The 14,287-nt window shown below is 54.2% G+C and carries 8 protein-coding genes, 1 tRNA gene and 1 pseudogene; 8 read left to right on the forward strand and 2 right to left on the reverse strand.

All coding sequences use genetic code 11. From position 1 onward, the window contains the following. Window positions 1–37: 37 nt before the first annotated feature. Window positions 38–1,522, forward strand: a complete 1,485-nt coding sequence (gene pyk / locus LOH53_RS15610) for a pyruvate kinase (RefSeq protein ID WP_230068683.1) — start codon at window positions 38–40, stop codon at window positions 1,520–1,522. 139 nt (window positions 1,523–1,661) lie between these two features. Here the strand turns inward: pyk and LOH53_RS15615 are convergent, their stop codons facing one another. After that, entirely contained in the window at window positions 1,662–2,255 is a 594-nt protein-coding gene (locus LOH53_RS15615; RefSeq protein ID WP_230068684.1) for an ANTAR domain-containing response regulator, read from the reverse strand. Window positions 2,256–2,444: 189 nt separating this feature from the next. Here LOH53_RS15615 and LOH53_RS15620 point away from each other — a divergent pair. The 3 genes from LOH53_RS15620 to LOH53_RS15630 all read left to right on the forward strand — a co-directional run bounded on the left by LOH53_RS15620 (window position 2,445) and on the right by LOH53_RS15630 (window position 6,715). Next, window positions 2,445–2,525 (forward strand) — tRNA-Leu (locus LOH53_RS15620). 88 nt (window positions 2,526–2,613) lie between these two features. Further along, complete coding sequence (locus LOH53_RS15625) at window positions 2,614–3,744, forward strand: tyrosine-type recombinase/integrase (RefSeq protein WP_230068685.1); 1,131 nt, start codon at window positions 2,614–2,616, stop codon at window positions 3,742–3,744. A 988-nt stretch (window positions 3,745–4,732) separates the two neighbouring features. Next, a complete protein-coding gene (locus LOH53_RS15630) occupies window positions 4,733–6,715 on the forward strand; it encodes an nSTAND3 domain-containing NTPase (protein WP_230068686.1) in 1,983 nt (660 codons plus the stop codon). Between the two features lie 339 nt (window positions 6,716–7,054). Here LOH53_RS15630 and LOH53_RS15635 read toward each other — a convergent pair whose 3' ends face one another. Then, a complete protein-coding gene (locus tag LOH53_RS15635; RefSeq protein WP_230068687.1) occupies window positions 7,055–7,879 on the reverse strand; it encodes a hypothetical protein in 825 nt (274 codons plus the stop codon). An 899-nt stretch (window positions 7,880–8,778) separates the two neighbouring features. On the opposite strand from LOH53_RS15635, the pseudogene LOH53_RS17045 reads away from it, so the two are divergent. The 4 genes and pseudogenes from LOH53_RS17045 to LOH53_RS15650 form a co-directional block, all read left to right on the forward strand. Further along, a pseudogene (locus LOH53_RS17045) lies at window positions 8,779–9,030 on the forward strand (GNAT family N-acetyltransferase); the annotation flags it as partial. A gap of 45 nt (window positions 9,031–9,075) precedes the next feature. Further along, window positions 9,076–10,677: a PIN domain-containing protein gene (locus LOH53_RS15640; RefSeq protein WP_230068688.1), complete on the forward strand. Its 1,602-nt coding sequence runs from the start codon at window positions 9,076–9,078 to the stop codon at window positions 10,675–10,677. Between the two features lie 649 nt (window positions 10,678–11,326). Continuing rightward, window positions 11,327–12,169, forward strand: coding sequence for an ETEC_3214 domain-containing protein (locus LOH53_RS15645; RefSeq protein ID WP_230068689.1), 843 nt, complete (start codon window positions 11,327–11,329; stop codon window positions 12,167–12,169). Window positions 12,170–12,203: 34 nt separating this feature from the next. Beyond that, window positions 12,204–13,121, forward strand: a complete 918-nt coding sequence (locus LOH53_RS15650; protein ID WP_230068690.1) for a toll/interleukin-1 receptor domain-containing protein — start codon at window positions 12,204–12,206, stop codon at window positions 13,119–13,121. Window positions 13,122–14,287: the final 1,166 nt, after the last annotated feature.

A 14,287-nucleotide genomic window follows, 5' to 3' on the forward strand; every position in this document is an offset into this window, starting at 1 on the left:
AGATTTCCACTACTAACCACATCACTAGGTAGGTAAATTGAGACGCGCAAAAATTGTGGCCACTTTTGGGCCGGCTATTGCCAGCTACGAGAACACACTTGCGGTACTAGATGCGGGCGTGAACGTAGCCCGGATGAATATGAGCCACGGCGATTACACCGTGCACCAGAACACTTACGACAACGTACGCAAGGCGGCAGGTGAACTGCACAAGAGTGTTGCCATCATGGCTGACTTGCAAGGACCCAAGATCCGGCTGGGCCGTTTTGCTAACGGTGAAGGTTACGATCTGGCGGTTGGCGATGTTTTCACCATCACGACTAAAGACGTCCCGGGTACCAAAGACATTTGCTCCACAACACTGAAGTCCCTGACCGAGGACGTCAATGTTGGGGACATTCTGCTGATCGACGACGGCAAGGTTTCTTTGCGCGCCACATCCGTGGATGCAACTGATGTTGTCACTGAAGTGACGGTGCCTGGAAAAGTCTCCAACAACAAGGGCATTAACCTGCCCGGTGTAGCCGTCAACGTGCCGGCATTGAGCCAAAAAGACGAGGATGATCTTCGCTGGGCATTGGCATGTGGCGTTGACATGGTGGCTCTGTCATTTGTGCGCGACGCCGCAGATATTAAGCGTGTACACGAGATCATGGACGAAAAGGGTCGCCGGGTGCCGGTGATCGCCAAGATCGAGAAGCCACAGGCAGTGGAGAATCTCGAAGCAATCGTTGACGCTTTTGATGCCATCATGGTGGCCCGCGGCGACTTGGGCGTGGAGCTTCCTCTGGAAGACGTCCCGCTGGTTCAGAAGCGCTGCGTGGATCTGGCTCGACGCTGGGCCAAGCCCGTCATCGTGGCCACCCAGGTGCTCGAGTCAATGATTGAAAACCCGCGCCCCACCAGAGCAGAAGCTTCAGACTGTGCTAACGCCGTCCTCGACGGCGCCGATGCAGTCATGCTCTCCGGCGAGACCAGCGTGGGCAAGTTCCCCATTGAAACCGTCAAGGTTATGGCCCGCATCATCGAGGCCACCGAGACGGACGGTCTCACCCGTATCCCGGACTTGGGAACCAAGCCCAAGACACGTGGAGGGGTGATCACCGCTGCAGCTGTGCAGATCGCCGATCAGCTTGAGGCGAAGTACATTGCAACGTTCACGCAGTCCGGAGATTCGGCTCGCCGACTCTCCCGCCTGCGGCCCTCCAAGCAGGTTTTTGCGTTCACACCGGATGAGCACGTCCGTAACCAGCTGGCGCTCACATGGGGCATTGAGCCGGTCCTGGTACCGACTGTGGCCCATACCGATGCCATGACTGAGCAAGTTGACCGCACGCTGCTGGAAAAGGGACTGGTGGAAGAAGGCGACATGGTCGTCATCGCCGCTGGTTCTCCTCCCGGACAGGCTGGCACCACCAACCTGGTCAAGGCTCACAAGGTCGGAGATTTGGCTGACTCGGGCAAGAGCGGGAATGGCGTTCGCGGGAACAAGGAAAAGGTCGGCCCCTGGCCGTCCCTCTAACTTAGTCTTGCCAAATTGGGCCCGCTAAGGTCCTGCCCTGCAGCACTGGGCTAAATAACTGTGGGGCCCTCATCCGTTGGTTCGGATGAGGGCCCCACAGTTATTTGTGAGTCGGATTCATTGGAAAGCTGTGGGCGAGTTAGTTGACCTGATTGATGATGGTCTCGGCGACCTCGCGCATGCTCAGGCGGCGGTCCATAGAGGTCTTCTGGATCCAGCGGAACGCTTCAGGCTCCGTCAGTCCCATCTTGGTGGTGAGCAGGCTCTTAGCGCGCTCTACGAGCTTGCGGGTGGCGAACTGCTCCTGGAGGTCGGAGACCTCGTTTTCGAGGATCTTGATTTCCTCGTGGCGTGAGAGAGCGATCTCCAAGGCAGGAATGAGGTCCGCCGGGGTGAAGGGCTTGACGACGTAGGCCATGGCGCCGGCGTCGCGAGCGCGTTCCACGAGTTCCTTCTGGCTGAAGGCGGTTAGCAGGACTACGGGAGCGATGCGAGCCTTGACGATTTGTTCGGCAGCTGTGATTCCGTCCATGACGGGCATTTTGACGTCCATCAGCACAAGGTCTGGCTTTAGCTCTTTGGCGAGCTGGACGGCCTTTTCACCGTTGTCCGCTTCGCCGACGACGTCGTAGCCTTCTCCGCGCAGGATCTCCATAATGTCCAAGCGGATTAGGGTCTCATCCTCAGCAACGATGACGCGGCGCGCTCGGGTTGATTCCGTTTGTTCAGACACGTGGGCTCCTTGAAAGCTGTATTTCAGTGGTATTTCCATGGAAAATCGAGGTATTCAACCGGTAGGAAAGCACCGGTTCTACGAAATAGCCTATCTGCATGTAGAGTAGTTTCGCGCACTTGTTCAGAACAGAGTCCTGAATGAGGGCGTGATCTTTGCGACGTTGTGTATTCCGACAACGATGCTAAGGCCCGAGTGGCGGAATGGCAGACGCGCTGCACTCAAAATGCAGTATCGAGAGGTGTGTGGGTTCGAGTCCCACCTCGGGCACAGTATCATCGCAGGTCAGAGGCATAATTACCTCTGACCTGTGGACAAAACCCGTCACGGTGTGGACACCGTTCCTAAAGTTATCCCTATGGCCAGCATCAGACGGCGGGTGAAAAAGGACGGTTCCCCGTCCTTCACCGTGCGGTGGCGTGATCCAGTGACCCGGGTCGAGCAGGGACTCTCCTTCGGCACAGAGATCGAAGCCACCGTTCTCGAGCGCCTCTTGGATGCTAACGGCCAGTCCTTCACGATCTCCCAAGACGCCGTCAAAGCGCAACGTCAAAAAACCCGGACGGTCACCGACGTTGTTAAAGAACACCTTGAGCACCTGGTTCGTCCCTCGTCCGGGACGATACGGACGTATCAGCCCATGCTGGAGCACCACATCGCACCGTTGATCGGGACCATTGCCGTAGCTGACCTCGATGAGCGGCACCTGACGCACTGGGTGCGGGCCATGCAGGCCAAGGGTAGTAGCCCCAAGACGATCCACAACGTCCATGGCCTGATCTTTTCGGCGATAGAATTCGCCATCCGTGCCGGGTACCGGCCCGATAACCCGTGTCGCGGCATGCGCCTACCGGTGGGCGAGACGATCGGCGATGACGCCCAGTTCCTGACCCCGGATGAGTTCGCAGTTCTCCCGGACAAGATCCCATTGGGATACAAGGTGTTTGTGCAGTTTCTCGTCATGACCGGCACCCGCTTCGGTGAGGCCAATACCGTGACTATCGACGACCTAGAACTGCCATCCCACCCGGCGACGGTGCAGATCACCAAGTCGTGGAAGCGGGACGGCAACAACGCCTACTATGTCGGGCCAACCAAATCGCGCGCCGGAAGACGCACCGTCTCCCTGCCACCGGTTCAAGTGGAACAACTCACCCTGCTCATAGCGGGGCGGGGCGGAAGTGAGCTGGTATTTGTCTCGGAGTCGAGCGGACGGATCGTGCACAGCACCTTTTGGCAGAAAACTTGGGTACCGTCCGTGACAGCTGCCCACGACGCCGGCTTGGCGAAAACGCCCCGGATCCACGACCTCAGACATACACACGCGTCCTGGCTCATGCAAGACCGCGTATCGCTCTTTACGATCTCCGGCCGACTCGGACACGCTTCCACACGCACCACCGAGTCCATCTACGGTCACCTCATGCCACAAGCCCTCCAAGACGCCGCCGACGCCGTGCAACGATCCGCCACACTGTGGAAACAATAGAGACTGATGTGTGTCAGGGATCTGAGGCGTTGATACGCGAGGGTCTGCCCAAACTTTCAACAAAACCTTGGGCAGACCCCAGCCGCCGTTAGGTCTACGCCCAGCCATATGGAGGTGCGTCTTGTTGCCGTGTCAGGCTATTGAAACGGATTGAGTGCATGTTTCATTATTGAGGCCATCCACTAGTTGGTAGCTTGCCGGGCCGTGGCCCCTGCCAGCAATTTTCGTCGGCTTGCTCGTGAGTATTGACCAGCGTGTTCAGCCGTGCCGCGGTCGACGGCCGGGATAAGGGGAACTCACAACCACGTCGACGGCAGGTATCGAAAGACGGCGCTTGTCTCCGGGCATGGCTTGTGAAGCGATAGTGCCGCTGCGTTCGTGTCAGTGCGACTCGAACTACTGCCGTATCGCACATTCGGGGGCGGAAGGATCCCCGCCAGTGCCCGTCTCCCTGTGTCTGAGATTCTGGCCGAGAGTCGGCGCTGTTACGGAATGTCACCGACGATCGCGTAAGGCAACACTGATAGTATTCTGTTCAAATTCATAAAAGGTATGCTGTATTTTCGAGCACTATTCGCCGAATTAGATTTGTTCTAAACCATAAGATTTGTTAATTTCAAGCCGTTTCCTAAGGAATCAGAGCATGTCTTCCCGAAATTCCCTCGCAATGGCGGTAGCAAGTCCAAACTTTGCCCTTCATACTCTCGGGTGGAGGGCCTTTCAAGACTTATGCCTCGTTGTCTTGCGTGAGGTCCTCGGGCAGACTGTGCAAGCGTTCGCGGATTCAAATGATGGTGGGCGGGATGGGGCGTTTGAGGGCACTTGGGATCCTGTGGGTGTTCCGAACAGTGCATTGACTGGCCATCTCGTAGCTCAGTGCAAGGCGACTACCAACTCCAGCGGTACTGTATCGCTTTCAACGGTGAGTGACGAGATCGCTAAAGCCAAAATCCTAGTCAACAAGGGTCGATGCGACTCCTACGTCCTAATGACAAACGCAACAGTTTCGGCCGCATCTGCAGCGAAGATTGAAGACGCGCTCAAGGGTGTCGGCGTAAAACACGTTCTCATCTACGAGCGAAATAGTATTAATCTTGCAATAGCGACCAACGGTCGATTGCGGCGGTTTGTTCCGAGAGTTTATGGATTGGGCGACTTGTCAACGATTCTTGACGAGAGGCGCTATGAGCAGTCTAAAGCGCTCATAGCGTCCATGGGACAAGACCTTTCTACGTTTGTTCCCACGGAATCTCACAGGCGGGCTGTGGAGGCAGTCGAGAAGCATGGTTTCGTAATGCTGCTGGGCGATCCGGCGTCGGGCAAGAGTGTCATTGCGTCTACTTTAGCGGCGGCTGCCATGCATGAATGGGATTGCCTTGTTCAGCGGCCAACGACGCCGGGCGGACTTGTGGAAGGCTGGAATCCAAATGAACCCGGTCAGTTCTTTTGGCTGGATGACGTGTTCGGGTCCCTTCGCTATGATCCATCCTTGGCGCAAAGTTGGGTTGCAAACGCGGCACACATCAAAGCGGCCATCGAAGGCGGCGCAAAAGTCGTGCTGACTTCCCGAGGATACATATGGAATGAAGCGCGGAAAGTCCTCAAGACATACATTTTCCCTATGATTTCAGAAAATCAAGTTGTGATTGATCTTGCCGAACTGACTGCCCTTGAAAAACAACGAATGCTTTACAATCATATTCGCCTAGGGAACCAGAGTAGGGATTTCAAGAAGGAACTTAGACCATTTTTGGCAGAGGTTGCGAATATGCCCTCTTTCAAGCCGGAGATTGCACGCCGGCTTGGGGCCAAGGAGTTTACAAGTGGCCTTTCACTATCCCGCTCATCTGTGAGTCACTTTTTCACGCACAATGAAGAATTTACAGTGGCGGTTCTTGAACAGCTCGATGATCACTATAAAGCGGCGCTGTCTCTCGTCTATATGAGCGTGGACGGGCTGCAGTCACCGGTTGCACAGAGCGGAATTGCCGAGTCCACTTTGCATGGTCTGGGTAGCGATCTCGGGCACGTGACGCAAGCTCTGAACGCCATGGACGGCTCATTCGTGCGGCTTGTCGACAACGAGAATGCGCGGCACTGGCATTTCTGGCACCCGACCTTGCGCGAAGGTTTTGCTGGTTTGATTTCAAGTAATCCAGAGCTGTTGGGAGTTTTTGTCGCCGGTCTCCGACCATCAAACATCGTAGAGCGTCTGAACTGCGGTGGTGAAAAGCACAAAACGGGCTATGGCAAAGTGGTTTCAGTCCCCAGCTCTCTGTATCCCCAAGTAGTGGATCGACTCGTTGGCTTTACACCAGAGATGGACCATGAGGTTTCGATGGATATTCAGGGACGTCGGTATGCAGATTTCCTCTTGAGTAGTACCTCTGACGAGTTCCTAAGCATGATGGTAGCTGCGGATCCGCTACTGGCCAATCGGTTGCTGCCCATTGATGAGCGCTTCGACTCCTCTCCAGTTGTCCGACTCTGCGCCCGTATGCATGGCATGGGGCTGTTGAACGAAGCCGCCCGTTTATGGATAGTTGGCCAGTCACTAGCAAGAGCCGCAGACGTTCCGGACGACAGCTGGGTCCATCACACCGTGCTAGATCTTCACACCGAGGATGAGCGTGCCGAAATCGAGCGACGTGTCAGCGCGGAATTGGGTCCAAATGCCAATGAAGTGATTTCTTCATGGGACAGCCGCTGGGATTCGTCGGACGATCCGGAATCCTATTTTCTACCTCTGATTGAATGCTTCGACAACTATGCGGACTACTTTGAAGAGGTCGGGCTTTCGACTATTGGCGAAACCTTTCGGGAGGCTTCTGCCGACGCTGAGGAGGTAAAAGATTGGGCACGTGAGAACTACGATCCAGCAGGTCAGGACGACTGGGACGATGATGATCGCGGCATTTCACCCGCTCAGGATTACAGTGGGCGGGATGTTTTCGACGACGTCCACCGATGACGCTGACGGGTCAGGGTGGGGTCAAAAACGCATTCTTAGAGTGCCATCTAGATTGCCAATCAGGCCCGGGACTCTGTCCCTTGTCGTTACTCGCCGCTACAAAAAGGTTTTTGGTTTGCGAAAAGACGGCAGCCCCCGCCGCCGAACATCAACCCTGATATGGACCGAGACTCTCCCGCAGTCATCGACGTTTGATTCCCTTAGGCTGTTGGACCAGCTTGTCAGCTCGCTCCCGCGCATCTTTGAGCATCGCGACGTCAGGCTTGGCCATCAACTCAACAGCTAGCTCCAACGGAAAGTGCAAATGTGTGCGTTCGCGCACGAGCGCGGAGGGATCGACTACCCCCGGTCGCTAACAGCAGCCTCTGCCAACTTCGCGAAGCCAAAGTAGAAGTGGGAGAGTCCAATTTGAATGTCATGAAACTTTAGCTCACGAAGTTTGGCATATACAGGATATTGGAGAATAGCCGCGTGCTCCTCGCGCTTATTGCCCCAGTGAATGTATTCCCCATACTGAAACATCGAAATTAGCTCGCTCGGCGTGTGGGTGTTCTCGGGAAGTGGCACCTCGAATCCTGGCCGCTCCGCTTGCAGCACCTTCATCTGGACGATTTCCATGAGGGAGAACTGCAAAAGCTTGGCGCGAGCGCGAGACCACTGTCGGATGTAGTCAAGACCGGGGGATCGGACGGCGTCGTCTTCCCGCTTGAGCCTGGACGCTAAGATGCTCTTCACAACTTCGTAGCTAGCTTCATCCTTGGAATGGAGCTGGCGGAAGAGGGTTGCATAGCCCCTCAGAATCTCTTTTGGTGGCATGGTGTAGTCCAAGCTCACGGGCTTGCCTTCGGCCTTGCTGAGGCGTTGAATTCGATCACTTCCCAGGAGGGTGTACGTGGCTAGTTCTTGACACGACAGGACGTATCTCGCGATCGCATTGCGATCTGCGTCCTTCAGGGGAAGCGTCAGCGCCGGAAAATGGTTCGGATCCGGAAGACCAAACGCATATCCAAGTTGTCTCCAGTAGTTTTCAAACTCCGATGGCTCAATGGCGAGCTCCATATAGCGCGGCGGAAACCGCAGACGCAACTCAGCTTCGTCCGGCCATATGATCTCCGCCGTAGTTGTTCCATTTGGGTGCACGTTCCTAGGGCGCTCTGAATTCACGGCCGGTACTTCCTTCCGTCCATATGTATTGCGTAGGTAGCATCGGTAAGTGTCCTGCTCGGTATGAGGCAATAGCCAGTGGTGGGGCCTGAAATTCCTTGGTTAGGGGAGTCCGGCGGCATCCCAGTCCCCTTGTCGACCTTGTTTCGCCTGCTGGTAAGTATGTCGGCAGCGCCAGCGAATTGCTGGGCGGGCGTCAAGACATTCAGCCAGTCCGAGCATGTGGTCTTCGAGTAGGCCTTCGTCCAGGTCTGCGCGTACTTGTCGACGGTCGGTGCCGCACTCGGGCTCTTGCTCGCCGGTGTATCGGCTCTCCCGCTGCAAGCGGTTAGAACGAGGGACGACAGTGCCAGCGGCTCGAGTAGCTTCTTGATGATTTCCCCCCCAAAAGAATGAAAATAGACAATAGCCGGATCTTATCCCGACCTACGTCCGCTAATGAGCATTGGCCAAAAAAATGCAAAAAAGCCCCTCTCGCGGCCTAGGGCATAATGTCTCGGCTGTGAGAAGGGCTTCTTGCTCGGGGCGGGGAGGGCGATTAGCCCCGGTCGTCAGCGGCAGCCTCAATGCCGTAGGGGTCGTATGCCTCTGTTTCAGCGTCCTGGTCTTGCTTCTTGATTGGTGAGGTCGGTGTGGATCGGGCGGTCAGCGTCCTAACATTTCCTGCCAAACGTGTGTATTTGGCTGGCCTTTGCCAATGAAGGGCTATTCTTATATCAGAAATATTAAATCCAAGTAGATGGGGCTGCGTGACCATGTCGAAAAAGATACCCGGTCAAGATCATGATGACAATCGGGAAATTTCGATAGGTGTATGCATACCGGAAAACTTAGACGCCGTAGTTGAATTGGGAAACAGATTCAAGAAATATCTCGGGCTCTACCCGTCAAGTGCGATTATGGAGTCGATAAAAGGCTACAGAGTCATTGGGGCATTTGAAAATGAAACACTCGTTGGATATGTTCTGTTCGACTTGCCATACGCAGATATTCGGCTAGTACATTTGTGTGTTAGCGATTCACATCGATCGATCGGGATAGCGCGCAAACTCGTAGATTCGATCCAAGACCGACATGGGGACCGACAGAGAATCCGGCTCAAATGTCGTCGTGACTATGGCGCCCACAAAATGTGGCCAAAGCTCGGATTTGAGGCGCAAAGTCTTCCGACGGGTCGCGGTCTTGGGAAGGCTGAAATGACCGCATGGTCTCGTAGCTTCGGTCAGCCTGATCTTTTCTCATCGGCCATTGAAGACGATACTCGAGTGCAAGCGGTACTCGACACGAATGTCGTCCTGGACCTCGTCTTAGAACGTAACGCCCTAACTCGGGAATACTTTGAGGCTCCGGCTTTGGATGGAGAAGTGATGTATTGCACTACTCGTTCAATAAATAATGAGCTGTCCGAGACTAAGGTGCTGAGCCAACGACGTAAAGTCATGGCAGCCATGTTGAGATTTGAGAACCTTGCTTCGGACTTGGATCTATGCGAGAAATTGACCGAGGAAGTCATAGCGGAGATCAGTCCTCGGATTTTGGCAAGAGACAAGAGTCTCGGCAATGACGCCCGCGTACTGGCTGAGACGATTACATCGGGAGCATCGGTCTTGCTAACAAATGATGACAACGCCGCAAATGTTCTTCGTCCCATAGCGCTCAAGCATGGCGTTGAAATACTTCATCCGTCCCAGTTGGTTGTCATGATCGACAAGCTTCGAGATGTCCGTGATGATTCTCCCAATAGGATTCAGAATACATCGTTCACAATTTCCACGGCCTCGGCAGGGGCAGACAGAGACCTAAGCCACCTGGTTAGTTCGTTCAGCGGTGAGTCCAAGCCAGAATTCATGAAGCGCATTCGGTCCACTTCGGTTGCTAATATTCGCGTCGTTCATGCCACCGATAGCATCCTTGCAGATGGAATCGTCTCAACGTGGATTATTGGGAACGCACTCATGGTTGACCTCCTTCGTGTGCGCCGATCACCGCTGAGTCGGACTCTTCTAAAACAACTGGTTTTCCAGCTCAGACACGAAGCGCTTGAGTCCGGGCTTGCTCGGATCCTAGTAGTTGACCCCCATCCAGGTGGAGGGGAAGCTGCGGTCTCTGTCTTCGTTGATGAAGGTGCTAAGCAGACTAACGGTAACTGGACCTTCGAAGTTGTTGATGCACAGCTGACCTCCCGAGACCTGGCCAACGGACTTGTCGGGGATTGGGACGTTCGGCCGTGGCTAACTCAGACACCTGAAACCGCTGAGAGCTGCGCGCGATTGGAGCGAGAACTTTGGCCGCTTAAGATTCTGGATGCACCACTGACCTGCTACATTGTTCCCATTAGGCAGCATTTTGCTAGCGAACTACTTGGTTACGACACGCCTCTACTTCCCAGAGAGTCAAGTCTCGGAATCAGTCGACGTCACGTATACTACAAGGCTGATGGAATACGTCCTCAAGCTCCTGGCCGAATTCTCTGGTATGCCAGCGGCGCCAAGGGAGGACAGATCGTCGCGGCTTCACAGCTCTTGAGTTCTCATCGTGGCCGTCCTGAGTCCTTGCACGCGCGGTTTCAAAAATATGGTGTATGGACGCTGACTGACGTGAATCACCACTCACAGAGGACGGGTGTAGCAATCGCAATTAGATTCGGTGACACGGAGGTCTTACGGCATCCAGTCAAGTTGTCAGAAGCAGAATCTATTGTGGTGAGTTATGGAAGCTCGCTCGGTCAAGTACCGACAGCTCGGGCGATATCTGCAGAGGCTTTTACTGAAATTTATGGAAGGGGAATGAACCGTTGACACTGAGGAATTCATCCACTTCCGACCGCAGCGCTGTTCTCATGTCCATTCAGACAAGGTACGTCAGGCTCATCCTAGATGGCACTAAGAAGTTTGAACTCAGGCGGAGGGTGCCAAATCGGGCTACTGGAATGACAGTTTTCGTGTACTCCTCGGGACAAGATCGCGCCATCATGGCCCATGCCAAAGTCGCAGATGTGGCCACCGGAACCCCGGAGTCAATATGGAAGAGATTCTCGTTAGAGCTAGGCGTGAATCGGCAAGAGTTCGATGATTATTTTCAAGGAGTCGAAATTGCGTATGCCCTTCAGCTCAGCGAGGTGACACCTAGCCAGAGGCCGGTTAGCTTGGCTGAACTCCGATCTGATCTTGGGCTAGAGCCCCCTCAGAGCTGGCGCTATCTGGGCTCTGATTCACATGCTCGCCTATTAGCGACCACAGCATAGTCAATGCCAAGATTTGGTACCGCCTCCGCCTGACACGTACGTGCGCGGCGGTAATCGGCAGAGGTTGTAACTTGGGCCGTCCTTTAGCTAGCAAAAGTCAAATTTATGACATACCGCGCCATATCGTCAAGAATGGCGTCTATCTTCGCCTGCACCGGAGCGGCGGTTCTGCCATTAGTGCACTGTCAACAGATCATTAGTGTGTGGAACTCTTCGAAATCGTAAAAATAGCTGGTGCCGTTCTCGCGGCACTGATTGCATCCAGAACCATATGGTCTGGAACCAGAAAGTGGTATCTGAAAGGCTGGGGTAGCCGCCGTGTGTGGCGGAAGAAGCTCAATCTCATATCCAACTGGGTTACTGACGAGTATGTGAAAGATCTACTTGGCACACCAGTGTTTCGGAATCAAGGCTCCGTATCAGATGGTACCCAAGGTGAGAAAAAGGCATGGATTGACCGTGTTTATTCGACGCCACATGCCTTCGTCGCCACTCGCAGCATAAACGAGCGAGTCGAAGCGTGGTCGGTCACCGTCATTGACCCGAAGTTTTTGTGGAGCGTTGAGAATGCAACGTTTGGCATCATTAGGGGAAAATTGGGCCGCTCGACTTTTGAGTCACTCAATGCGAAGCCATCTGGATGGATTGAGTCGTGTGGTGCCAACACGTATGAATACGCCGAAGTAAGCTATTTGGGTAACCCTGGCGGGTACCAGAACTTCACCTTCATGCATACGCAGGCTGGAATCGGCGCTATCCATCCAAGCGGTCACAGCCTAGTGATCGCTGGAGTTTTCTCCGGTGGCACGGATTCTTCAAAAGTCCATGCGCAGGCACCGCCAGATGAAACCCGTAAGAAGACCACTGTGAACACCATTTTGGTGACGTCCCCCAGTCTTATTGTCAAAAACATTCCCAAGCATGGCTGGCCAGTCGCAGGTCGTGAGCAAACCAGATTGCTCCATCAATACCGTCGTCCTCATGTTTCTTGGCCGAAGAGACTAATTGAATGGGGGCGTCAGAGATTGACGAGATTAGGAACATGATATTGGTACGCTTACCTGGGAATTCGTGCCGAGGATGGGGAGTATCTTGAAGGTCTTTATTAGTTGGTCAGGTGACCGGAGTAAAGCAGTAGCGAGGGAAGTTAAGACTTGGGTCAAGGAAGTCTTTCAGACTTCGATCGTCTTCATGAGTGACGAGGACATCAGCGCTGGTACCAACTGGTCAGAGCGGATTAAGAAAGAACTGGCGGATACGAAAATCGGTATCATCTGCCTTACCCCCGAGAACCAGGATGCCAAGTGGATTAACTTCGAGATGGGCGCGCTATCAAAGGCTGTCGACGGCGACGACACTCGCGTTATTCCGCTGCTAATCGGCTTTGAAAGCACAGGGCAAGTTGGTCAGCCTGCCGTGTCATTCAATATGATCAAGATGGACCAGAACGGGTTTAGGAAGGCGGCCAAGTCCATCAACGAGGTCATCATCGAGGCCCACCGCCGTGACAGGGCGTCGCTCGAAAACGTTTCTGACGTCTGGTGGAAGAAGATCAAGCGGGAAGCAGAGAAGGCGGCGGCCAAGCTGCCAGATGACCTCCCGGCCCCGCGAGACCAAGCGGAACTCATCGAAGAAGTCCTTTATACGGTTCGAAGTATTGAGAAACGTGCGATCGTTTCTGGGCTTGTGCCCATATCCATGCTCAACGACCAAGAACTAATGGCGCGTCAGAAGCAACAGCTTCAGAACGAGATCGGTTACTTGATTGCCGCTGATGCAAAAGAGCCTCGCCGGAAAGGTGACTTCTCACAGGTCATGCTCAATGACAAATGGGTGCGGGTTTCAACACGCTACGAACTGTCTCAGGAGACCAAGGGCGAGATCCGTCGCATTGTCGTCAACATTCTGGGGCAGGATCTTGATATCGCCTTCGTGCAAGACAATGGCGTAGAAGCCATGAAGAATTATTTGAAAGCGTCAGAAACCGGGCAAGGCTAGGACTGAATATTGGGCTCTCAACGTTTCCATTGAACTCCCAGGAGATGGTAATGCGATGAACTTCGTCGCCACCAGGGCACCATAGCAAGTAGCTGACCTCGTCACCATGACTTTCTATGCATACCCTCCTGACTTGTACTCCGTCACTTTCTCACCTACTACATAAGCTGCAATGCGTTCCGCAGGCTCAGCGGGTTCGTTTAATTTCTGGTTTGCAAGTTCATAGCGGCCTTCGAGTGCGGCCTTGACTACCTTCGCTAATTCGGAATGATCGCGCGGTGGATAGCCTCAGTTGGTACCGGTAATCCACGTAGTTGGAGTGTCACCTCATGACTTCGTGGACACCGAATCTCGTGATTTCGTAGGCAGTGAGTCTCATGGCATCAAGTACGTGGACTACCTGTCCCAAACAGGGCTATCCGCCAGTCTGCGGGTCGAATCCGGTAGGACAATGCCATCGCGCATGGTCCTCGTGGTGTCACGATCCTGAGGCGCCGTTGAGGACTGCTTTGCAACTTAGGTGCGTATTTGGTGAGGGGTGGATAGTCGAGGCTTAAACGTTCGGATCTGGTGTGTTCCCGCCGGGAACACTTTTTTCTGGACTGGCCCGGACTGTGTCGTACTGGGCCGGAAATCCGCAAGAACCCGCCACTTCCGTTTGTTTGTAAGGGCTGAAAGCCGGTTCGAATCCCACCTTGGGCACGGTAAACCTCCTGGTGACAGGGGGTTTTCGTGTTTAAGTGTTGACACGATGTTGGCAAGTGTTGACAGGCGTGGATACTCTGTTGAGGTCTTGTTATGCAGCGTGATGGGTTTCTGACGCTGATTTAGCTGTTTGTTATTGGCAGCTCTTTTCTGGTTGTTTCGGCGGGGCCGTAATCCGCTTACTACCTTCTTCATAGTCATTCGGGGCCGATTCCTCATGACCGGGGCTGGGTTGCTTGGGTTGCCGCTGGACCGGATGACTGGGCAGGGGAGCGGGGGGTGAGTTCTTAGATCCGTTCGAACTGCTTCTGTTGCAATGACCATTAGAATTCAATCCTTGGTGGGCAGAAACTCATGGCCCTTGACAGTTGAGTTGGGCCAGCAATTCTGGGCTACGTTGACGTGCTGCGCGGATAGTGAACCGTCCCGGATTTGATGCCGCTGTCTTTTTTGAGAAAGAT

Source organism: Arthrobacter cryoconiti (assembly GCF_020905375.1).
GTDB lineage: Bacteria > Actinomycetota > Actinomycetes > Actinomycetales > Micrococcaceae > Specibacter > Specibacter cryoconiti.

Excerpts from the sequence above, each read along its gene's own strand:
- LOH53_RS15625 (WP_230068685.1), top strand. The coding sequence starts at position 2,614 with ATGGCCAGCATCAGACGGCGGGTGAAAAAGGACGGTTCCCCGTCCTTC.
- LOH53_RS15630 (WP_230068686.1), top strand. The coding sequence starts at position 4,733 with ATGACAAACGCAACAGTTTCGGCCGCATCTGCAGCGAAGATTGAAGAC.
- LOH53_RS15640 (WP_230068688.1), top strand. The coding sequence starts at position 9,076 with ATGACCGCATGGTCTCGTAGCTTCGGTCAGCCTGATCTTTTCTCATCG.
- LOH53_RS15650 (WP_230068690.1), top strand. The coding sequence starts at position 12,204 with ATGGGGAGTATCTTGAAGGTCTTTATTAGTTGGTCAGGTGACCGGAGT.